The sequence below is a fragment of the Caloramator sp. Dgby_cultured_2 genome (assembly GCF_028872215.1).
In the GTDB taxonomy this organism is placed as follows: Bacteria; Bacillota; Clostridia; order Clostridiales; family Caloramatoraceae; genus Caloramator; species Caloramator australicus.
Map to the genome: position 1 here is coordinate 835,271 of NZ_CP118396.1, position 21,437 is coordinate 856,707.

At 31.9% G+C, this 21,437-nt stretch carries 27 protein-coding genes and 9 pseudogenes; all 36 read left to right on the forward strand.

Features of this window, described 5'->3' with window-relative positions; all coding sequences use genetic code 11:
• Nucleotides 1-11 precede the first annotated feature (11 nt).
• Nucleotides 12-1,250, forward strand: a complete 1,239-nt coding sequence (locus PWK10_RS05555; RefSeq protein ID WP_274768130.1) for a FapA family protein — start codon at nucleotides 12-14, stop codon at nucleotides 1,248-1,250.
• Between the two features lie 5 nt (nucleotides 1,251-1,255).
• A pseudogene (locus PWK10_RS05560) lies at nucleotides 1,256-1,701 on the forward strand (chemotaxis protein CheW).
• A gap of 17 nt (nucleotides 1,702-1,718) precedes the next feature.
• Nucleotides 1,719-2,206, forward strand: a pseudogene (locus PWK10_RS05565) (chemotaxis protein CheD).
• A 2-nt stretch (nucleotides 2,207-2,208) separates the two neighbouring features.
• Nucleotides 2,209-3,254: pseudogene (locus PWK10_RS05570) on the forward strand (protein-glutamate methylesterase/protein-glutamine glutaminase).
• A pseudogene (locus PWK10_RS05575) lies at nucleotides 3,244-4,018 on the forward strand (CheR family methyltransferase). The pseudogenes PWK10_RS05570 and PWK10_RS05575 overlap by 11 nt, the downstream one beginning before the upstream one ends.
• Nucleotides 4,019-4,020: 2 nt before the next feature.
• Nucleotides 4,021-5,983: pseudogene (locus tag PWK10_RS05580) on the forward strand (chemotaxis protein CheW).
• 13 nt (nucleotides 5,984-5,996) lie between these two features.
• Nucleotides 5,997-6,592 (forward strand): annotated as a pseudogene (locus tag PWK10_RS05585) (chemotaxis protein CheC).
• Between the two features lie 14 nt (nucleotides 6,593-6,606).
• Nucleotides 6,607-6,966 (forward strand): chemotaxis protein CheY, encoded by a 360-nt coding sequence (cheY, locus tag PWK10_RS05590; RefSeq protein WP_008909038.1) that lies wholly within the window; start codon nucleotides 6,607-6,609, stop codon nucleotides 6,964-6,966.
• Nucleotides 6,967-6,977: 11 nt separating this feature from the next.
• Entirely contained in the window at nucleotides 6,978-7,370 is a 393-nt protein-coding gene (locus tag PWK10_RS05595; RefSeq protein WP_008909039.1) for a chemotaxis protein CheW, read from the forward strand.
• Nucleotides 7,371-7,380: 10 nt separating this feature from the next.
• Nucleotides 7,381-8,368, forward strand: a pseudogene (gene fliM / locus PWK10_RS05600) (flagellar motor switch protein FliM).
• Nucleotides 8,361-9,440 (forward strand): flagellar motor switch phosphatase FliY, encoded by a 1,080-nt coding sequence (fliY, locus tag PWK10_RS05605; RefSeq protein WP_274767639.1) that lies wholly within the window; start codon nucleotides 8,361-8,363, stop codon nucleotides 9,438-9,440. Before fliM ends, fliY begins: the two are co-directional and overlap by 8 nt.
• An 81-nt stretch (nucleotides 9,441-9,521) precedes the next feature.
• Complete coding sequence (locus PWK10_RS05610) at nucleotides 9,522-9,707, forward strand: hypothetical protein (RefSeq protein WP_274767640.1); 186 nt, start codon at nucleotides 9,522-9,524, stop codon at nucleotides 9,705-9,707.
• A gap of 8 nt (nucleotides 9,708-9,715) precedes the next feature.
• Nucleotides 9,716-9,796 carry a hypothetical protein gene (locus tag PWK10_RS19515; RefSeq protein ID WP_446715341.1) on the forward strand — a complete coding sequence of 27 codons (81 nt, stop codon included), beginning with the start codon at nucleotides 9,716-9,718 and terminating at the stop codon, nucleotides 9,794-9,796.
• Nucleotides 9,793-10,224 carry a flagellar protein FlgN gene (locus PWK10_RS05615; RefSeq protein ID WP_274767641.1) on the forward strand — a complete coding sequence of 144 codons (432 nt, stop codon included), beginning with the start codon at nucleotides 9,793-9,795 and terminating at the stop codon, nucleotides 10,222-10,224. The genes PWK10_RS19515 and PWK10_RS05615 overlap by 4 nt, the downstream gene beginning before the upstream one ends.
• A gap of 52 nt (nucleotides 10,225-10,276) precedes the next feature.
• Entirely contained in the window at nucleotides 10,277-10,549 is a 273-nt protein-coding gene (locus PWK10_RS05620) for a flagellar basal body protein (RefSeq protein ID WP_274767642.1), read from the forward strand.
• Nucleotides 10,550-10,554: 5 nt separating this feature from the next.
• Nucleotides 10,555-10,911: a FlgK family flagellar hook-associated protein gene (locus PWK10_RS19520; protein ID WP_446715342.1), complete on the forward strand. Its 357-nt coding sequence runs from the start codon at nucleotides 10,555-10,557 to the stop codon at nucleotides 10,909-10,911.
• A gap of 13 nt (nucleotides 10,912-10,924) precedes the next feature.
• A complete protein-coding gene (locus tag PWK10_RS05625; RefSeq protein WP_274767643.1) occupies nucleotides 10,925-12,055 on the forward strand; it encodes a flagellar basal body rod C-terminal domain-containing protein in 1,131 nt (376 codons plus the stop codon).
• Nucleotides 12,056-12,129: 74 nt separating this feature from the next.
• Nucleotides 12,130-12,422: pseudogene (locus tag PWK10_RS19525) on the forward strand (flagellin N-terminal helical domain-containing protein); the annotation flags it as partial.
• Nucleotides 12,423-12,425: 3 nt separating this feature from the next.
• A complete protein-coding gene (locus PWK10_RS05630) occupies nucleotides 12,426-12,815 on the forward strand; it encodes a hypothetical protein (RefSeq protein WP_274767644.1) in 390 nt (129 codons plus the stop codon).
• On the forward strand, nucleotides 12,812-12,955 hold the full coding sequence (locus PWK10_RS05635) for a hypothetical protein (RefSeq protein WP_274767645.1): 144 nt from the start codon (nucleotides 12,812-12,814) through the stop codon (nucleotides 12,953-12,955). Before PWK10_RS05630 ends, PWK10_RS05635 begins: the two co-directional genes overlap by 4 nt.
• Nucleotides 12,956-13,069: 114 nt before the next feature.
• Nucleotides 13,070-13,383, forward strand: a pseudogene (fliW, locus tag PWK10_RS05640) (flagellar assembly protein FliW).
• Nucleotides 13,371-13,580, forward strand: a complete 210-nt coding sequence (csrA, locus tag PWK10_RS05645) for a carbon storage regulator CsrA (protein WP_274767646.1) — start codon at nucleotides 13,371-13,373, stop codon at nucleotides 13,578-13,580. The pseudogene fliW and the gene csrA overlap by 13 nt, the downstream one beginning before the upstream one ends.
• Nucleotides 13,581-13,591: 11 nt before the next feature.
• Nucleotides 13,592-14,155, forward strand: coding sequence for a flagellar cap protein FliD N-terminal domain-containing protein (locus PWK10_RS05650; protein WP_274767647.1), 564 nt, complete (start codon nucleotides 13,592-13,594; stop codon nucleotides 14,153-14,155).
• A 74-nt stretch (nucleotides 14,156-14,229) separates the two neighbouring features.
• Nucleotides 14,230-15,162, forward strand: coding sequence for a flagellar filament capping protein FliD (gene fliD, locus PWK10_RS05655; RefSeq protein ID WP_274767648.1), 933 nt, complete (start codon nucleotides 14,230-14,232; stop codon nucleotides 15,160-15,162).
• Nucleotides 15,162-15,479, forward strand: coding sequence for a hypothetical protein (locus PWK10_RS05660; protein WP_274767649.1), 318 nt, complete (start codon nucleotides 15,162-15,164; stop codon nucleotides 15,477-15,479). The genes fliD and PWK10_RS05660 overlap by 1 nt, the downstream gene beginning before the upstream one ends.
• Nucleotides 15,480-15,618: 139 nt before the next feature.
• Nucleotides 15,619-16,431, forward strand: a complete 813-nt coding sequence (locus PWK10_RS05665) for a flagellin N-terminal helical domain-containing protein (RefSeq protein WP_274767650.1) — start codon at nucleotides 15,619-15,621, stop codon at nucleotides 16,429-16,431.
• A gap of 62 nt (nucleotides 16,432-16,493) precedes the next feature.
• Complete coding sequence (locus PWK10_RS05670; protein WP_274767651.1) at nucleotides 16,494-16,622, forward strand: hypothetical protein; 129 nt, start codon at nucleotides 16,494-16,496, stop codon at nucleotides 16,620-16,622.
• A 17-nt stretch (nucleotides 16,623-16,639) separates the two neighbouring features.
• Nucleotides 16,640-16,774 carry a hypothetical protein gene (locus PWK10_RS05675; protein ID WP_274767652.1) on the forward strand — a complete coding sequence of 45 codons (135 nt, stop codon included), beginning with the start codon at nucleotides 16,640-16,642 and terminating at the stop codon, nucleotides 16,772-16,774.
• Between the two features lie 56 nt (nucleotides 16,775-16,830).
• Nucleotides 16,831-17,445 carry a glycosyltransferase gene (locus PWK10_RS05680; protein ID WP_274768131.1) on the forward strand — a complete coding sequence of 205 codons (615 nt, stop codon included), beginning with the start codon at nucleotides 16,831-16,833 and terminating at the stop codon, nucleotides 17,443-17,445.
• On the forward strand, nucleotides 17,418-17,855 hold the full coding sequence (locus tag PWK10_RS05685) for a tetratricopeptide repeat protein (protein ID WP_274767653.1): 438 nt from the start codon (nucleotides 17,418-17,420) through the stop codon (nucleotides 17,853-17,855). The genes PWK10_RS05680 and PWK10_RS05685 overlap by 28 nt, the downstream gene beginning before the upstream one ends.
• 471 nt (nucleotides 17,856-18,326) lie before the next feature.
• Complete coding sequence (locus PWK10_RS05690) at nucleotides 18,327-18,677, forward strand: hypothetical protein (protein WP_274767654.1); 351 nt, start codon at nucleotides 18,327-18,329, stop codon at nucleotides 18,675-18,677.
• A gap of 21 nt (nucleotides 18,678-18,698) precedes the next feature.
• Nucleotides 18,699-19,361 (forward strand): tetratricopeptide repeat protein, encoded by a 663-nt coding sequence (locus tag PWK10_RS05695; protein ID WP_274767655.1) that lies wholly within the window; start codon nucleotides 18,699-18,701, stop codon nucleotides 19,359-19,361.
• Nucleotides 19,328-19,546: a glycosyltransferase family 4 protein gene (locus PWK10_RS05700; protein ID WP_274767656.1), complete on the forward strand. Its 219-nt coding sequence runs from the start codon at nucleotides 19,328-19,330 to the stop codon at nucleotides 19,544-19,546. The genes PWK10_RS05695 and PWK10_RS05700 overlap by 34 nt, the downstream gene beginning before the upstream one ends.
• Before the next feature lie 16 nt (nucleotides 19,547-19,562).
• Nucleotides 19,563-20,396, forward strand: coding sequence for a glycosyltransferase (locus PWK10_RS05705; RefSeq protein WP_274767657.1), 834 nt, complete (start codon nucleotides 19,563-19,565; stop codon nucleotides 20,394-20,396).
• Nucleotides 20,397-20,532: 136 nt separating this feature from the next.
• Nucleotides 20,533-20,859: a hypothetical protein gene (locus PWK10_RS05710; protein ID WP_274767658.1), complete on the forward strand. Its 327-nt coding sequence runs from the start codon at nucleotides 20,533-20,535 to the stop codon at nucleotides 20,857-20,859.
• Nucleotides 20,850-21,278 (forward strand): hypothetical protein, encoded by a 429-nt coding sequence (locus PWK10_RS05715; RefSeq protein WP_274767659.1) that lies wholly within the window; start codon nucleotides 20,850-20,852, stop codon nucleotides 21,276-21,278. Before PWK10_RS05710 ends, PWK10_RS05715 begins: the two co-directional genes overlap by 10 nt.
• The last annotated feature ends 159 nt before the right edge of the window (nucleotides 21,279-21,437 follow it).

Below are 21,437 nucleotides of genomic sequence, written 5' to 3' on the forward strand. Positions count from 1 at the left end.
AGGATGATAGGATTGTTTACTATTTTGGCAATAAAAATGAAGAAGATGTTGAAAATGCAATAAAAGTAGATTATTTTAATAGAATAACATACGAATATGTGGAAAAGGGAGATGTCCTTGCAGAAAAATTTGACGGGAGAGACGGGTCAATAGGTTTTGACGTTTACGGTCGACCGGTTAAGCCAAGAAAAAGGGTTGTTAAAAGGCTTTTATCGGGACCAGGATGTGTTGTAAATGAAAATAAAGCCTATGCTGAAATTTCAGGTATGCCAGAGGTTAAATCAGGAAAGGTATGTGTATTTGAAGTATTAAGGATAAATGGAGATGTTGATATAAAGACAGGAAACATAAAATTTGATGGGAATGTTGAAGTAGTGGGAACGGTAAAGGAAGGATTCAAAATAAGAGCAGGAAACAATGTTATAATCCATGGCGATGTCCTTGAAGCAGAGATTGCAACAAATGGCAATATTGTGGTTAAGAAAAATGTAATTTCATCAAATTTAATAGCAGGGTGTAATCAAATAAACAATGAGAAGGCCCTTAAGTTGATAAAAGATGTATATGATATTCTTAAAACTTCTCTAATTGCTTTAACGGAACTTATAAAGCTTGGCAAAATAAAGATCGATAAAAATATTGGACGCGTTTTAATGCTTATCATTGAATCAAAGTTTCCTAATAAAATGCAGGAGATCATAAAGAACGATGAGTTTATTTCATCAGGTTTTCATAATGATATTTATGTTAACTGGAAAAAATTATTTAATTATATTTTAATGATTAAGAATAATGATCTTTTGGACTATGATGGATTGACTAATATGCTTAAGGAAGTGGGAAATTTTATCGATACTTTTCAACTTCTTAACACTCCAGCAGATGTTTATGTTTCCTATTGTCAAAATTCGAAAATTTTTGCCAGCAACGATGTAGAAATAACTGGACAAGGTTGCTATAATACAAATATAGTAGCTAAAAATCAAATAAGGTTTATCTCCGACAAGGCTATATTTAGAGGAGGCCAGATGGTTGCGGAAAAGGCAATTAAGGCATCTGAAGTAGGTTCAAGCGCAGGGGTTGTAACGATCCTAAAAACATCAAAACATGGAATTATAGAAGCAAGGGTTGCCTTTCAAAACACATTAATCCAATTTGACGATATAACCTACAAAATAGAATATCCTGTAAAAAATTTAAAGGCCTACATCGAAAAGGGTGAACTCATTGTAGAAAAACTAAAATTATAGGGGTGATGCAGTTGGAAAGGAAGGTTATTATTTTTAAGCTGGGCAACGAGGAGTTTGCCTGTGATATTCAACATGTTGAGAGAATATTAGGTTATGTTGAACCTACAAAGATCCCTGAGGCTCCTTATTATGTTGAAGGAGTTATAAATTATCAAGAATCAATTTTACCTATCATTAATTTAAAAGGAAATTTAACATGGATTACAATGAATCATCCGATAAAAAGATCATAGTAGTAAAGAGCAATCAAAAAACAGTTGGCTTTTTAGTGGATACTGTATTAGAGGTTTCAGATATAAGAAATGAAAACATTGAGACTTCACCTGATATTGTTACAGCTTCAAAAAATAGATATATTCAAAACATGATTAAACTAAGCGGTAGAATTATTTTAGAAATTAATCCAGATAAAATTTTAAGTAAAGATGATATCGACAGCTTACTAAACTAAAAAATGGAGTAGATAATATGGAATCAAAGGAAATTAAGGTTGGCATAGGGGATTTGAATACAGCCTTACCACCTGATAAACTAATAACTATTGGATTAGGTTCATGCGTAGGCATTGCTCTTTATGATGGAATAAAAAGAATTGCCGGTTTAGCTCATATTATGCTACCAGAAAGCTCAAAGTTTACAAATAATACCAATCCGATGAAATATGCTGATCTTGCCATACCAATGCTTCTTGATAGGATGTTAGAACTTGGAGCTAAAAAACTAATATTACCGCTAAAATTGCAGGTGGAGCCAGCATGTTTCAAACTAGCGATAAATCTCCACTGATGGACATTGGAAATAGAAATGCTCGGGCTGTTAAGGAAATATTGGAAAAGCTAAATATCAAAGTAGTTGCTGAAGACCTGGGAGGAAACTACGGAAGAACTATGATAATAGATGCAGAAACTGGAAAGGTCTATATAAGGACAGTAGGAAAAGGAACGAAGGAGCTGTAGTTATGGATAAAATTAAGGTTTTAGTTGTAGACGATTCAGCCTTCATGAGAAAAATGATTACAGATATGATAAACAGCCAACCTGACATGGAAGTTCTCGATACAGCAAGGGATGGATTGGATGCAATAAAAAGATAAACTCATTAAATCCTGATGTTATAACGCTTGACGTTGAAATGCCAAACAAAAACGGATTAGAAGTTTTAAGGGAGATCAAGGATAGTAATGTTGCAGTTATTATGTTAAGCAGCTTAACCTCTGAGGGTTCATCGACAACTATTGAGGCTTTAAGGCTTGGGGCCTTTGATTTTATCCAAAAACCTTCCGGTTCTATTTCCCTTGATATAGACAAGGTTAAGGAGGATTTAGTAGAGAAAATAAGATATGCAAAGGTTCACCTTAGAAAAAAACTAAAAAGAGAAAAGGCTATTGATAAATTTTCTCCGATAAACAAAAGTGCATATAATAAGAAAAAATATGAAGCAGTTTTGATTGGTGCTTCAACTGGTGGGCCAAAGGTTTTATTTGAATTAATAACTAAGCTTCCAAAGGATTTAGAGGTTCCCCTTCTTGTAGTTCAGCATATGCCAGCTGGTTTTACCAAAGCCTTTGCTGAAAGATTAGATAAATACAGCAATTTAAAAGTTATAGAGGCAACGGATGGCGATAAAATAGAACCAAACGTTGTTTATATTGCTCCAGGCGGGTTCCACATGCTCGTTAAAAACAAGCAAATAAAACTTGATTTGTCGCCTCAAATTCATGGTGTTAGGCCTGCAGTTGATAAGCTTTTTCTATCTGCGGCAGAGGAATTTCGCGGAAATAATCTTGCAGTAATTTTAACCGGAATGGGAAGGGATGGAGCAGAAGGAATAAAGGCTATCAAGTTAAAAGGCGGAATAACTATTGCACAAGATGAAGCAACATCCACAATATTTGGTATGCCTAAGGCAGCCATCGAAACAGGATGCGTCGACTACGTAATGCCAGACTACCAAATAGCAGAAGAAATAGTAAAAATTATTCGGGGAGAAGTTGATGGACTTTAAGAAAATAGAAACATTTGTTTTTAAACAATACGGAATTGATCTTAGTGCATATAAATCAAAGCAATTAACGAGAAGAATTGAAAGCTTTATGACTAGGGCCGGCGCAACAAATGAAGATGACTTTATTTTAAAATTAAAAACAGATCCCAATCTAAGTAAAAAATTTTTGGACCACTTAACTATAAATGTTTCCGAATTCTTTAGAAATAAGGATCTTTTTATGGACCTTGAGATGAAGGTCAAAGAATTACTAAATCCTGATAAAAAAATATTAAAAATTTGGAGCGCAGCTTGTTCAAACGGCGCTGAGCCTTATACATTAGCCATAATAATGGATAGATTGACTCCAAACAAGAGGCATCAAATTATAGCTACAGATATCGACAAAACTATTCTTGAGGTTGCTAAAAGGGGGTATATAAGCCCCAAGATGTAAGAAATGTGGACAAGGAAATTTTAGATAAATATTTTACTATTGAAGGCGATAATTATATTGTGAAGGATACTATAAAAAATAGAGTAACCTTTAAGCATCATGATTTAATATTAGACAAATATGAGACAGGCTTTGACCTTATTGTTTGTAGAAATGTAGTCATCTACTTTACACAGGAGGTAAAAATCAGATTTATAAAAAGTTTTATGAAGCTATGAACCCGGGAGGACTTTTGTTTGTAGGGGCAACCGAGAGCATATATAATTATAGGGAACTTGGATTTGAAAAGGCGTCAACATTTATATATAGAAAACCAGGAGGCGTGTAATTATGGATATGTCACAATATCTTGATATATTTCTTGAAGAATCAGAAGAAAATATTCAAAGGTTAAATGAAGGCCTTTTATCCCTTGAGAAAAATCCAGATGATAAGGAAATTATAAACTCAATATTCAGAGCTGCCCATACTTTAAAGGGAATGGCTGCCAGCATGGCCTTTGAGAGGGTAGCAGATTTAACCCATAAGATGGAAAATGTCCTTGATAAAATTAGAAATGACCAATTAAATGTTAATTCTGACATTATAACACTATTATTTAAATGTGTGGATAAACTTCAGGAAATGATTGAAAATATAAGGGAAAAAGGGACTGAAGATGCAGAGATCGAAGAAATAATTGAGGCCCTTAAAAACATTGAAAAAGGAAAAGCTGCATCTATTACAGAGAAAAAGTAGAGCTAGAAATAGAATTTAATGAATATGATAAAGATATTATAAAAAGCGCCCTTGAAAAGAACTATAATGTTTTAAAGATAAATGTTACAATATATAAGGACTCCATATTAAAATCTGCAAGGGCATTTTTAGTATATAAAACCCTTGAAGAATTAGGAGAGATTATTAAATCAGTTCCTTCAATTGAGGATCTTGAACAGGAAAACTTTGAAAACCAATTCTATTTAATACTTATAACCCAAAAAAGTGAAAAGGATATTAAATCAAAGATAGAGGGTATCTCTGAAGTTGAAAAGGTAGAGGTTGAAAGGGTAAAAATTAATAAGGATGACAGGAAGGAAGAAACAGTAGAAAAAGTTGAGGGAAATAAACAAAAAGATGTAGTAAATACTTCAGAAATAAAAGAAGAAGATAAAAACACAAAAAGGTATCCCAATCAGTAAGAGTTGATCTTGAAAGACTTGATAAATTCATGAATTTAGTTGGGGAGCTTGTAATCCATAGAACGAGGCTGGAGCAGATAAGCAGAGACTTTAAGTCTCAGGAGCTACATGAAACATTAGAACAAGTTGGAAGAATAACGACAGATCTTCAAGATCTTGTAATGAAGGTTAGGATGCTCCCAATAGAAAAGGTATTTAATAGATTCCCAAGGATGGTTAGAGATCTTGCCCAGGAACTTGGAAAGGAAATAGAATTTGTTATGAAGGGCGAGGATACAGAACTTGACAGAACAGTTATCGATGAAATAGGAGAACCCCTTGTTCACCTTCTTAGAAATGCAATAGATCATGGCATTGAAACACCTGAAGAGAGAATAAAACAAGGAAAAAGCTCAAAGGGGACTGTAAAGCTTGTTGCTTACCAAGAAGGAAATAAAGCCGTTATTAAAGTAGAAGACGATGGAAGGGGCCTTGATGTAAATAAAATAAAGAAAAAGGCAAATCAGCTTGGCATAAATACTGATGGTATGTCAGAGCAGGATATAAGAAATCTCATATTCCTTCAAGGATTTAGCACCAGCGAAAAGGTTACAGATATATCCGGTAGAGGCGTTGGAATGGATGTCGTTAAAACAAAGATAACTTCGTTAGGTGGAAGCATTGAGGTTCAAAGTGAAGTTGGAAAGGGAACAGCCTTTATAATAAGGCTTCCATTAACATTGTCTATAATACAAGCCCTACTGGTAAAGGTTTCAGAAGAAACATTTGCAATATCCTTAGGCTTTATAGATAGGGTTATTAAGATAAATCTTAGTGAAATAAAAATATCCAATAATAAAGAGGTAATAATCTACAGAAACAATGTTATTCCTTTAATTAGACTCTCTGAAAAATTAAACTTAATGGAGGTAGAATTAGAAGAAAAATTCTGTGTTATTGTAAAGGTGGGAGAAAAAACTGTGGGACTATTGGTGGATTCCCTTTTAGGACAGCAGGAAATAGTTATAAAACCTTTAGGGAAGTTATTACAAAAACAAAAAGAATATGTTGGCGCAACTATATTAGGAGATGGCTTGGTAACTCTAATATTAGATGTTGCAGCCTTAGTATAAGCGGGTGATTTGCGTGGAATTTAACTTAAATGATATTCAGCTTGATGCCCTAAAGGAGATAGGCAATATTGGGGCTGGTAATGCTGCAACAGCCCTATCACAACTTATAAATAAAAGGTCGATATGACAGTTCCACAGGTGGATGTCCTACTTTTTAACGATATGGTATCAAGAATTGGAGATGAAGAAGATTTAGTTATTGCTGTTCTTTTAAAGGTTTTAGGAGATGCCCCTGGTAATATTTTGTTTGTTATGAAACCTGATAGTGCAAGGCTAATAGCAGACGAAATGCTCATAGGATTTGACATTCCAAGTGAGGAAATTTATTATTCAGTATACCAGGAGCCTGGCAATATATTAGGCAATTCCTATTTAAACGCACTTTCAAGGTTTACTGAGCTTAATTTAGTTGGTTCAGTCCCTTACGTAGTTGAAGATATGCTTGCAGCAATTTTAAGCACTACCTTTATTGATGCGGAACAATATAGTGATTATGTTCTTGCTATTGATACGACGTTTATGCAGGAAAATAAGGAATCTGGTGGTTACTTCTTTTATATCCCAATGCCAGGTTCTTTAGAAAAAATATTATCAAAATTAGGATTATAAAGGGAGGATTTAACATGCCAAGAGTGTTAATCGTAGATGATGCTGCTTTTATGAGAATGATGTTAAAGGATATCTTAGTAAAGAATGGTTATGAAGTTATAGGTGAAGCTCCAAACGGCCTAAAGGCTGTTGAGATGTATAAACAAGAAAAGCCAGATGTAGTGACGATGGATATTACTATGCCTGAAATGGATGGAATACAGGCTGTTAAGGAGATAAGAGCCTTTGACCCAAATGCAAAAATAATTATGTGCTCTGCTATGGGACAGCAGGCAATGGTTATGGAGGCAATAAAATCTGGAGCGAAGGATTTTATTGTAAAGCCCTTTCAGCCTGAAAGAGTATTGGAGGCATTAAAGAAGGTTTTAGGATAGGAGTGACCTTTATGCAGATAGTGATTTTTACGTTGGGTAATGAAAAGTTTGCCCTTGATACCAAACTTGTTCATGGAATAGAAAAAATGATGAGTATAACAAAAGTTCCAAATGCACCATACTATGTTAAGGGACTTATAAACTTAAGGGGTTCAATTATAACGGTTGTTGATTTAAAAACATTATTAAATAAGCAAAATAAAGATCAGGAGGAAAACATAATAATCGTTGAAATTAATCAGGAGAAAATAGGACTTATTGTCAACAAAGTTGATGAAGTTATTGAAATTGAAAACGATAAAATCGAAAAGCCTGTTGAAAATAATTCCTATATTAAAGGTATAATAAATCTAAAGGAATATATTGTAACACTATTGGAGGGAGAGGCCCTTATAGAAGGATAGGAGGGATTATATGGGAGAAATTTTGTCACAAAGTGAAATAGATGCCCTCCTTTCAGCCCTATCGGCTGGAGAAATTGAGCTTGAGGAACATTCTTCTGCAGAAAAACAAAAGTAAAAAAATACGATTTTAAACGTCCCAATAAATTTTCAAAGGAACATTTAAGAACCCTTGAAATGATTCATGATAATTTTGGAAGGATTGTTGCCAACTATCTGACGGCAAACTTAAGGACGTCAGTTCAAATTAAAGTTATTTCTATAGAACAAATAACCTTCGAGGAATTTATACATTCTGTTCCTAATCCCACAATTTTGATGACATTTTATTTAGAGCCCTTTACTGGGCCCTTTATGTTCGAAACTGGTCCCAATTATGTTTTTGAAATAGTAGACCTTATGTTTGGAGGATCAGGAAAGGGGCAGGTAAAGACAAGGGATTTTACGGATATAGAAAAGAATATAATAAAAAATTAAATCTTAAAATTCTTGAAAACCTAAAAATGGCATGGGAAGATATTATAGATGTTAATATTGTCTTTGACAATATAGAAACAAACCCAATATTAAACCAAGTTATTGCCCCTAATGAACCTGTTTGTCTTATTACATTTTCAACTCAAATTGGTAATAATCAGTGCTATATTAACATGTGTATTCCTTATATATCAATCGAAAACTATGTAGATAAGTTAGTCGTTCAATATAAAAGCACAGCTTCGGATAAGCTGGATCAAGATTTTAAAGAAAAAATTAAGAATAACCTCATGCCAGTTAAGGTGGATTGCTGCGTAGAATTAGGCAAAGCAATTTTAACAGTTGAAGACTTTTTAAACCTTGATGTTGGTGACGTTGTTAAGCTCAATAAAAAGATTAGTGAACCTCTTAATATGTTTATAGAGGATAAACTTCATTTTAAAGTTTATCCTGGAAAAATTGGTAAAAAGTTAGGAGTTCAAATATTTGAAATAAAGGATAAGGATGTGGAAGAGGATGCATGATGGTATACTTTCACAAGCAGAAATAGATGCTTTGCTTAGCGGGGTTACACCTGCTAATATCGGCAGTGATTTGACTGACGATGAAAAGGACCTCTTAGGAGAGATTGGAAATATATCAATGGGTTCAGCCTCAACGGCATTATCCACAATATTAGGCAAAATGGTTAATATAACAACTCCAAGGGTTACTTTAACCACCTTAAACGATATGAAAAAGGAATTTAATGTTCCCATAATGGCCCTTGAGGTTGAGTATATAGAAGGTCTTAAGGGGTCTAACCTATTACTTGTAAAGATTGATGACGCTTCAGTTATTGCCGATATCATGATGGGAGGAACGGGCTCAAACATTAAAACTGAACTTAGCGAGATAGAAGTAAGTGCAGTTCAGGAGGCGATGAACCAGATGATAGGTTCATCGGCAACATCCCTTTCAACTATGCTAAATATGCCTATAAATATCACTCCTCCTGCGGCAAGAATATGGAATAGAGATGTTGATAAAATTTCTGAGCTAATTGATGAAAATGAAAGGATAGTTAGAATATCCTTTAGGCTTACGATTGCTGAACTATTAGATAGCGAAATTATGTTATTACTTCCTGTTGAAACTGCAAAGATGATAATAAACAAGATGACTGGCGGCCTTTCAGAGGAACCAATTGCTGAACCGGAACCTGTTAAAGAGGCTGCCTATGAAAAGGTTGAGGCAAAAGAACAAAAGATTGAGACAAGGCAGGAAATAAAAGAAGAAGTCAATGTTTCAAAGGCTTCCTTTGCTGAACTTACACCACTAACTCCGAAGGAAAAGCAAAACATAGAACTTATACTGGACGTTCCCCTTGAGATTTCTGTCGTTCTTGGAAGAACTAAAAAGACAATAAAGGAAATACTCGAACTCGGTCAAGGTTCATTAATCGAACTTGATAAGCTAACCGAAGAGCCTGTTGAAATTTTAGTAAACGGAAAAAGGGTTGCTTATGGTGAGGTTGTTGTTATAGATGAAAACTTTGGAGTTAGAATAACAAGCATAGTAAATAATGTTGAAAAAATTAAAAGCCTTCAGGGATAATCCTGAGGCTTTAAATTTTTGTGTAAAGTTTAATACTTAAATTACGATATATAATATAGAAAAAATAAGGGAGTGATAAGAGTGAGGATAAGGTTAGATGTCAATAATGTCATAAATATATACAATAAAAACGCAAAGGCTGTAGCAAAGGAAAGCCCATCAAGAAAATCAGATACAATTGAAATTTCAAAGGAAGGAAAGGAAATTGCTAAATTTTTAGAGATAGCAAAAACATTGAAATTGAAACCAAGGATGTTGAAAGGATAAAAAATCTTATTAAAGAAGGAAAATACCAAATAAACGATGAGGATCTTGCAAGGAGTATCCTAAATTTTATGAAGGAAAGTGATAAATGATGGATATAAAAGAGTTATTTTTAGAATTTATTAATCTTTTTCTTCAGCTTACTGAACTTTTAGATAAGGAAAGGGAAGCCCTTATAAAGGACCAAGGTGAGATTATTGCATCATTATTGGAGACTAAAAAGGATATAGCCATAAATATAAATAAGCTTGAGGGTGAAAGGCAAAGGCTTTTAAAGGATAAAAAAATACAAGACCTTGTAAAAGAAGGCCTTATATCTGAAGATTTAGCAAGAGAATTTGAAAGGCTTGCCCTTGAGGTTAAGGAGAAAAACGAAACAAACCTTGCCTTAACAAAGCAATCATTATCCTATATTAGAATGATGAACAATATCCTGTCACCCAACAAGAGTGTAACCTATAATCCAACAGGAGAGATAAACGCAAAATCTTCAAGCAATATATTTAATGCTACCGTTTAGGAGGAAGGGCCATGAGCGGACTTTTTAATACATTTAACATAGTAAAAGGGGAATGTTTGCACAGCAGACAGCTTTAAATGTTGTATCCCACAACGTTGCCAATGCCAATACCGAAGGATATTCTGTCCAAAGAGCAAACCTACAAACAACTAAACCCTTCGGGATGCCCTCATTGACTACAGCAGCAGAACCAGGGCAAGTAGGAACAGGAGTTGAAGTTGCAAGCATCACAAGAACAAGGGATGAGTTTTTAGATTATTATGTTCGAAAGGAAACAAGCACCCTAAAAAGGTTTGAGTCAAGGGAATATTTTTATCAGAAATAGAAGCCATTTTTACAGAACCCTCCGATACAGGTCTTGCAACTCTTTTAACCCGATTTTGGGATGCATGGCAGGGACTTTCTACAAACCCTGAAAGCTCAACAGCAAGAACCCTTGTTGTAAGCAACGCAGAGGCTTTAGTTAACGGCATAAACCAAAACTACGCCCAGCTTGTTGATAGGGAAGTTGGCATCGCTGACCTTATTCAGCAGCAGATTTTTGAAGTTTCGAATATATTAACTCAGATAGCTGATCTTAACGAACAGATTAAGGCGGTTGTAGTTGGAGGAAAAATCCCTAACGACCTTTTAGATAGAAGGGACCTTTACTCGATAAATTATCCGAAAGATTTGATTTTGATATAAAAAGACCGATTACATGGGGATTAAAATTATTCCTAAGACAGGAACCGGCCTTATTGATGAAAACAACCCAATCCTTACCGATTCAAAAATAAATAAAGGTCTTGCCTTTGTTAACGATGTGATAATGAATATAGATGGTAAAGAAATAAAGAAAAAGGATTTTCCATTAATTATTGAAAAGGACAAATTATCAAGTATAAAACTAAATATTAACATCAACGGTGATATAAATAAGCCCTACGATGTAGAAATTAGCGGAATAGATGAAATTAAAAAATATTTAAACATTGAAGAAATAAAGGACTCTAATGGGAATGTAGTATCCTACAAGATTAATTCTATAATGCCCCATGTTGTCCTTTACGATATGCAGGAGTTTAACCAGGGCAATTTAAAGATAGAGAGCATAAATTTTTATAACGGAAGCTTTAAGGGGTTAGATTCCCTTTATGGTGAAATAAACGACTATAAAACACAGCTAAACAATCTAGCAAGAGCCCTTGCAATATCCGTAAATACCATTCATTCAAACTCTTCAGACCAAAGCAAAGGAATCAATTTCTTTAATATAGAAGCAGAGACTGATATAAAGGCAGCAGAAAAATTATCGATAAACGCTAAAATTAAGGAGGATGTATTCCTTATTAATGCAGGTAAAATAATCGACAAGAATGATTCTAATTATGCTCCGGGAAACGGAGAAAGGGCACTTATAATAGGACAGTTAAGAAATATTAGAATGGAAATACTAAAGATAACATCAAGGGAAGAATTTTTGAAAAACGTTTATACAGACTCAAATGGAAATCCTATAACTTCTGTAGAACCAAGCGGTTTAAACCTTGCGGATAGAAATCAGACGAAAATATTTAGCAATAATTCAGGAACTACCATCGACAATTATTTTAAGGCGACCATATCCCAGCTTGGTGTATCAAACCAGGAGGCAAAAAGGATGGTAAAAAATCAACAGGCCCTTGTTGACCAGCTGGTTGTTCGTAGGGAATCCATATCTGGAGTATCCCTTGATGAGGAGATGACCAATATGCTTCAATTCCAAAGGGCCTACGAGGCAAATGCTAAAATGATAAGCGTAATAGACCAGCTTCTTGACGTTGTTGTGAATGGACTTGTAAGAAGGTAGGTGATTAGATGAGGATTACAAATAAAGTTTTAACTAAAAATTTTCTTTCAAATCTTAGGGTAAACCTTGAGGAGATGCAAAAATATCAAGACCAATTATCCTCTGGACATGAGGTAAGAAAACCCTCAGATGACCCCTTTAAGGTTGCAAGAACTATGGAATTAAAGGCATCGATTGCAGCCAATGAAAGATACCATACGAATATACAAGAGGGTATGGACTGGCTTAATACATTGGATGAGGCCCTTGGACAAATAGGGAGGCTCTTCAGACTATCCGTGAAAAGACCATCCAGGGCGGTAACGGCGCCTACACTAAGGAGGAGCGCCTTGCAATTGCAAAGCATATTAGCCAGCTTAAGGAGCACATTATGCAGGTTGGCAATACTGCCTATGACGGAAGATATTTGTTCGGCGGAGATAAGACAACAAATCCACCCTTTAAGATGGAAAACGGAAAGGTTATATATCAAGGTTCTAAAAATGGCCTATTTAAGGAGATGGCAAACGGAGTTATAATTGACATTTCCGTAAAGGGAAGCGATTTTGCAAATGATCCTTCTTCAACTGATGAGGGTGGAATATTTGCAACCCTTTCAAAAATAATCAATAAGCTGGAAAACGATCAAAACCCAAGCGACCTTTTAGGAGAGCTTGATGAGCATTTTAACAATCTATTAAGATTGAGGGCAGATGCGGGGGCAAGACAAAAAGGCTTGAGGATATGCTCTCTAAAAATGAAACAGAGACCTTTAATATGACTGAGCTTTTATCAAAAACTTATGACGTTGATATTGCCAAAAAGGTTATGGAGTATAAGGTTATGGAATCCGTTTATACTGCATCACTTCAGACAGGTGCAAAAATTCTTCAGCCAAGTTTATTAGACTTTTTAAGGTAGGTTGATTTAGATGATAATAGAAACTAAATTTTTGGACAAATTGAAATAGATGAAAATGATATAATCCATTTTGAAAAGGGGATCCCTGGCCTTGAGGAATATAAAAGATTTATCATTTCAAAGGTTGAGGAGGCAAACATTTATTGCCTTCAAAGTATAGAAGAAAAAACATAGCACTGCTTTTAATAATGCCTTGGGATCATGTTAAAGACTATGAATTAGAACTTTCAGAGGATGAGATCAAGGAACTTGATATAAAATCCCATGAGGATGTTTTGGTTTACAACGTAATTACCGTCCGTGAGGACAAAATAACCGCCAATCTCCTTGCCCCGATAATAATTAATGTAAAAAACAACAAAGGAAAGCAAATAATATTAAATGATAAAAAATATAGCATAAGGCAGGAGATAAAATGCTTATCCTAACACGAAAAGAAGGAGAATCCATCCTTATCGGTGAGGGCGTGGAGATTAAGATTTTAGAAATTTCTCAAGGGACAGTTAAAATAGGAATCGAGGCACCTAAGAATGTAAAGGTAATAAGAAAGGAGCTTTTAAAGGAGATCAGAGAAGAAAATCTTGAATCCCTTAAAAATGTTGAAAAAATCCTAAAGGGGCTTTAGGAGGTGAATTTATGCCAAGCACCTTAAGAATTACAGGCCTTGCAACAGGCCTTGATGTGGACAACATGGTCAAGCAGCTAATGCAGGCGGAAAAAACAAAGGTTGACAAAGTAAAGCAGCAAAGGCAGTTAATTCAGTGGAGACAGGACCTTTATAGGGAGATAATAGGCGATTTAAACACCTTTAAAAGCACCTTCTTTGACGTTCTAAACAAGGACAAGTATATATTATCAGCCAACAGCCTTGCACCATATTCTGTTTCAATTGATTCAAATGCTCCAATAAAGGTTACTGCAACTGCTGATGCCCAAGCAGGACAATATGAAGTTGCTGTATCGCAGCTTGCAAAGGGAGCAACGGTTGTTGGAGAGCTTAATGCTGAAAATTTGAATCTAGATACTAAGTTATCAAGTTTAGGATTATCAGGAATAACAAAAATTGATTTAACCTATAATGGGACAGGCACATCCATTGAAGTTAATGGTGATATGTCCATTAGAGATCTAATAAACGAAGTAAATTCTGAAACAAACGGAGCAGTTAAGGTTAGGTTTAGCGAACTTACAAAAATATAACCTTTGAGACTTCAAAAACTGGCGAAAGTGCTTCATTAAAAATTACAGGTGCATCTTTTTTAAATATAAACGATATGACTGATGCAGTAACCGGACAAAACGCTAAATTTAAAATAAAAACCCCTAATAATTCTTCCTTTGTAGAAGTTCAAAGGGAAACCAATACATTTACTATAGATGGCATAACCTATACTTTAAACGGACTGGCTTCTGAAGAAAATCCTGTTAAGTTTACTGTAAATGTTGACTCTAAACCTGTTATTGATAAAATTAAAGAGTTTGTAAATAAATATAACGAAATTATAGACAAAATAAATAAAAAGCTTTCAGAAAAAAGGGCCTATTCCTATCAACCTTTAACTGATGATCAAAAGAAGGAAATGAAGGAAGACGAGATTAAAATGTGGGAGGAAAAAGCCAAAGAAGGTCTATTAAAGGGAGACAGCATCCTTCAAAATATGATCTTTAATTTAAGACAAGCCTTTTTCCAATCGGTAAAGGATGTAGGAATATCCCTCCAGGAAGTAGGTCTCTCAACCTCCAGCGACTATACCCAAAAGGGAAAAATAATAATCGACGAAGCAAAACTAAAAACAGCCCTTGAAACAAGAGGCCAAGACGTTATAAACCTATTTGTAAAAACATCAACCATAGCATACGATCCAAATAAAACCTATAGCGGAAGAGAAGACAGAAATGCAGAAATAGGAATCTTTCAAAGGATTAAGGATATTTTAGAAGATAATATAAGAACAACAAGAAACAGCTCAGGTAAAAAGGGGCTTCTTCTTGAAAAGGCAGGAATAAAGGGAGATTTTACTGAATTTAATAACCTTTTATCTAAAGAATTACAAGAAAAAGATAGACTTATTGATGAGCTTAATAAAAAACTTGCCGAAAAAGAAGATAAATACTATAGAGACTTTGCAAAACTTGAAGCAGCGATGCAAAAATTTAACGACCAGGCAAACTGGCTATATTCCCAAATAGGAGCGATGAATAAATAATGGATGTATTTGATATTTTAGCTCAGTATAAAAATATCTCATTAGAAATTTTAAAAGCCCTTTTAGAGGATGAATTTGATAATCTTGATACTTTGCTTGACAAAAGGCAGGAGCTTATAGATATTCTAAATGATAAAAATAAAAACCAATTAAACAATATAATTGAAGAATTAAACTTATTGGAATTAGAAACAAAAATACAAAATCTTTTAAAGGAAAAATTGCAATCTTTACGAAACCAACTAAAAAACTTCAACGAAAAAAATCAGCCGCAAAGGCTTATACTAACAAAGAAAACCTTGACTCGATATTTTTAAACAAAAATTTTAAAAAACCCCTAAAGTTTATCTAAAACCTTCCGAAACTAATATTAGAAAACAAAAAGCGGCCGCTTTAAGTTAAAGCTAAAATGAGGGAAAGGACTCCCTCTAAAATATAAATCAAGGAGGAGATATCATGATAATCAATCACAATCTTAATGCGATGAACGCACACAGAAATCTTGCTATGAATAACACTGCTTTAGGAAAGTCAGTTGAAAAGCTATCATCAGGTTTAAGAATTAACAGAGCAGGAGATGACGCTGCTGGTCTTGCAATTTCAGAAAAGATGAGAGGACAAATCAGAGGTCTTGAACAAGCTGCAAGAAACGCACAAGATGCTATATCACTTATCCAAACAGCAGAAGGTGCATTAAATGAAACCCATGCAATTTTGCAAAGAATGAGAGAACTTGCAGTTCAATCAGCTAACGATACAAACGTTTCAGAAGATAGAACAGCTATATCAAATGAAATTAGCCAATTAAAGAGTGAAATTGATAGAATAGCAGGACAAACTGAGTTCAATACTCAAAAGCTTCTTGATGGAACATTTAGTTCAAAGGCTTTCCAAATAGGTGCTAATAAAGCTCAAACAATAACATTTGGTATTTCTAATATGAATTCATCTTCACTAGGACTTGGTTCTTTAACTGTTACTAGTGCAGCAAATGCTACTGCAGCTATTTCAACAATTGATGCTGCTATTAATAAAGTTTCATCTCAAAGATCAAAACTTGGGGCTCTTCAAAACAGATTAGAACACACAATTAACAATCTTGGAACTGCTGCTGAAAACTTAACTGCATCAGAATCAAGAATTCGTGATGTTGATATGGCAAAGGAAATGATGCTATTCTCAAAGAATAACATAATTGCTCAAGCGGCACAAGCAATGCTTGCTCAAGCAAATCAGCTTCCACAAAATGTATTGCAATTATTAAGATAATTAATAAAGGCTCTGGAGCATCAGAGCCTTTATTTAATAATTAAGTGAGAGGAGTATATATTATGTTAATAAATGTGTTAAAAGAAAAAATTGTTGGGCTTGCTAAGGCTTTAGATATTGGCAATACTGAAGAAATTAATTTATTAATTATAAAAATAATTGATGATTTAATTCTTTTTCAAATAATATAAATGAAAGTATTTTTGATGTGAACTTTTTTAATGAAAAATTGAATCAAATGCTTTTTGCAATGAAGGAAGGAGATTATTATCTATTTTTAGATACTTTAAAATACGAACTTATTCCTATTATCGAAGAATATTTGAAACTTAGTGATAACTGAGGTGAGCTTATGCCTAAAATAAGCATATGTATGATGGTTAAGGATGAAGAAAAAATATTAGAAGATGCTTAGACAGCATAAAAATATTACTAACTAACGATTTTGCTGAGCTTATTGTTGTAGATACTGGTTCAATTGATAAAACTCCGGATATAGTTAATGAATATACGAATAATTTGTATTTTCATCCGTGGAACAATAATTTTGCAGAAATGAGAAATATTACAATATCCTACGCAAAGGGAGAATGGATATTCATATTAGATGCCGATGAAGAATTAGAGAATGCAAACGAACTTGTAGAGTTATTTAAGTCAATTGATACTAAAAAAATTAATACTATTGGAGTTTTAGTTAAAAATGCATCAAATCTAACTAGTAAAGAAGGATACATGATAAGCATGTCTCCGCGGTTGTTTAAAAATGATGGTAACTTCAAATATATAGGTGCTGTCCATAATCAACCATTGTTTAAAGAACCTATTTATTATTCAAATATTTCAATTTGGCATTATGGCTATATAACTAATGATAAAGCTTTGATGGAGAAAAAATACAAAAGGACTGCTTCTATATTACAAGAAGAACTTAAAAAAATCCAAATAATTTGTATTATAGGTATCAACTTGGCGTTAGTTATTCTATGTATGGTGAAATTAATAAGGCGTTAGAAGAATTTAGGAAAGCATATGAATTATTGAAAAATAAAAAGTCCCAAGATAAATTTGTATATTCTTATATTTACTCTGCTTATGCTAGGGAAGCTTATAGAAATGAAAAATATAGAGAAGTTATAGAAGTAACTGAAGAAGGAATAAAAATTCGAAATGATTTTATCGATCTTTATTACCTAAAGGGATTTGCATATTATAAATTAGGATTAATTAGCGAGGCAATCAATACTTTTCAAAAATACTTGAAATTAAATGATGATATTAATAATCTTAACATTATTAAAGACATGTCGATTTCTTTATATAATATTGATAATAATTCAAAGGATAATGTTTATTTAGTTTACGTTCAATATTATTTAGAGAACAAAAACTATGAAGATGCTTATAAATTCGCTAAAAAATAAGTGACAACAAAAGAAAAATATATGAAATAATTAATATTTTAATAAAAGATGAAAAAATAGACGAATTAAAAAATGTTTATTTAAATATAAACATAGAGGAAGAAAAGAAATATTTTGAATTTGTTTTGGAAGAGCAGATTGATAAAATAGAAAAAGAAAAAGCTTTTTGATTCGCAAAACATTTTCTCAAATAGAAAATAATTATGGCAAATTATGCCTTTCAATAATGTCTGATAATTTATTAGAAGTCTATAATTTTATAAAAAGTTTAGAATTAGATAAAGAACCTATATATTATTTTAAATTATTTAACAAATTAAAAGAAAATATGGAAGTTGTAATCAAGCTGTTAAAAGTTTTAAATCCAAATAAGCAAAGAAACGTGATTAATTTTTGATTAATAGATATGAGTTTGAAGAACATTTCAAAAAATATTTGCATAACGTTAATTTTAATATTCGCGATCTACAAATGATCGTATTATTAAAAATAATTTTAGAGATTTTATTAACTAATTATGTAAGTAATACAGATATAATAATAAATGAATATTATGAATTATTTCTTAAATATATAGATGTTGGAACTATTTATATAGAAAATATGTATCAAACAGACAAAATTAGATTGAATTATAAATATGTAGAAAGTAATGAGATTAAATTTTTAATGATTTTCTACTTAATAAAAGTTCATCTATCAAAGAAAGAATACAAGATTGCTTTCAAGTATCTAAAGGAAATAATTGAAGTTCAACCAAATTATGCAAGATTAATTCAAATGTATATGGAAAAAATTGATTTTGAACTAAAAAATAATTGATTTTTATTTGGTGGTGTTGCTATGATTGAAGAAAGAAAGAAAAAAATTAAATCAATGATAGAAACCCTAATTAATGATAACAAGCTAGAAGATGCAAAGTTAGCAATTGAAGATTATAAAAAAGTTGTTCCAGATGATATAGATATTTATTCAATGCTTGGGGTAATTTATATTTTAAAACATGAATTAGATGATGCAAAAGAGATATTGTTAGAAGGGTTATTAAAAGATGAATCAAATTTTGATATTAATTATAATCTTGCTTTTATTGCTGAAGCAGAAAACAATAAAACTAATGCATATTATTTTTATAAGAGAGCTTATGAAATATGTATTGATGCCGATTTAAAAAACCAAATTGATAATAAATTAAAAATCCTTTTAGAAGAAAGTAGAGAACTGTTAGATTATAATAGAACAAAATTAGCCATTTTCTGCATAAAAGGACTAGATAATTTCTTGTATGATATTATTGTTCATCTTTTATATGATTATGAAGTAAAATTAGTCTTAGTTTCAAACAATGAAGAATTAAGATTAGTTGATAAATGGATGGAATGGGCAGATATTTGCTGGTTTGAATGGTGTAACGAACTTGCAGTGTATGGAAGTAGGTTGCCTATTGCAAATGAAAAAAGGTTATATGTAGATTGCATAGTTATGAAGCCTTTACTGATAATATAAAAAATGTTAACTGGGAAAATATTGATAAAGTTATATTTGTATCAGAGAATTTAAAACAAATAGTTACTAAAAAAGTCAACATAGAAGAAGATAAAATTGAAGTTATACCTAATGGAATTAATCTAAAAAATGGACTTTCAAACAAAGAGATAAGGGGTATAATATTGCATATGTTGGATATATAAATTATAAAAAGGGCCTATGCTCTTGTTGCATACTTTTAAGGCGATTTATGATAAAGATAATAGATACAAATTATATATTGCTGGAGAGTTTCAGGATGAAAGATATGTACTTTATTTTAATCAAATGATAAAAGAGCTAGGATTAGAAAACAACGTATTTTTCGAAGGTTGGCAGAATGACTTGGATAAATGGCTTGAAGATAAAAATTATATTTTGTGTTCGAGCCTTTTAGAATCACAAAACTTAAGTGTGATGCAGGCAATGGCAAAGGGAATTAAACCTATAATTCATAATTTTGTTGGTGCAAAATATATTTATCCAGAATATTTGTTATTTAATAAGATTGATGATGTATTAATAATGCTTAATTTAGACTATAATTCTAATTTTTATAGAGAATATATTAAAAATAATTATAGTTTAATTAAACAAATATCATTGCTAAAGAAAGTTTTTAACAAGTTAGAATATAATAAAATTGAGCATAAGGAAAAACCACTGGTTTCAATTGTAATGACTGTTTATAATAAAGAAAAATTTTTAAAAGATGCGATAGAAAGTGTTTTAATTCAAACTTATAGTAATATTGAATTAATAATAATAAATGATGGTTCTACTGACAATTCAGAAGAAATTATTATGAAATTTAATGACTCAAGAATAAGATATTATAAGATTAAAAATGCAGGTCAATTAGAGGCACTTAAGTTTGGAATACAACAGGCTAATGGAGATTATATAGCTCGTGTTGATAGTGATGATAAAATTGATAGTAAGTATGTTGAAATATGTTTGTTTAATATTATGAAAGACAATGCAGATTTTGTATATACTGATTTTTTACAATAGATGAGAATGGAGAAATTCTTAATAAGATTGAATTTAATGATTATGATAGTCCAAAAGAAATTTTGATTGATATGTTTAATAAATTTACATCGGTGATTCCAGATCATGGATTCTGGAAAAAGATTATATTAAATATGTGATACAAAATTATTGCATTGATAATGTTCCATTTTATTTGAACAACATTTTTGATTGCAAATATAAACATGTTAAATTACCACTATATTTTTATAGGATTCATGGTCAAAATTTTTTATTAACAGGTAATAAAAATAGAGAAATAGTATTTGGAGGAAAAGTTAAGTTTATAGATTATATAATAAGAAGGTATATAATACAAAAGAACATTTTAGGTAACTTTAATAAAAATAAAGTTTATTTTTATAACTTGATAACAAACTATTATTTGAATTTGTTAGAATTTTATAAAGATGAAACGATAGAAATAAAAAAATGTTTTTAAATGAAGCAATTTATTGGTATCGTAAATATCGTCTTCAAAAAGAAAAAGAATATAAATCTAGTAATAACGAGGATATTTTACAAATAAGAGTCGAACAATTAAGTTCAACATTAGGTATTGATATTGATAATCAAAAATATTACTATAAAAATATTAATATATTAATAGTGTCAACAGATAATCCTAATAATGGTAAGGCTGTAGGTGGAAAACATATTCATATTGATTTATTATCTAAGGGTTTGAATAAATTAGGAATATCTAATGATTTAGTAACATATATTCCAGATGAGAATGCGACTTTAAATATTAATGAAATGATTAAAGAGTTTAGTATACAAGAGGACATGATAAAAAATCAAAATATAAATTTTATATATTTAGTTTATATTATTCAAAAACAATTAGAGAAAAAATAATGGATATTATAAATAACAAATATATCAGCCACATTAATTGTCATGATGTTATTTCAATAATTGCAGCCAAAAATGCACTAAAAAATTAAATATAGACATTCCTATAATTTCTACTATACATGGTTATTTTACTTTTGAGAACAAAGATTATGGATTGAT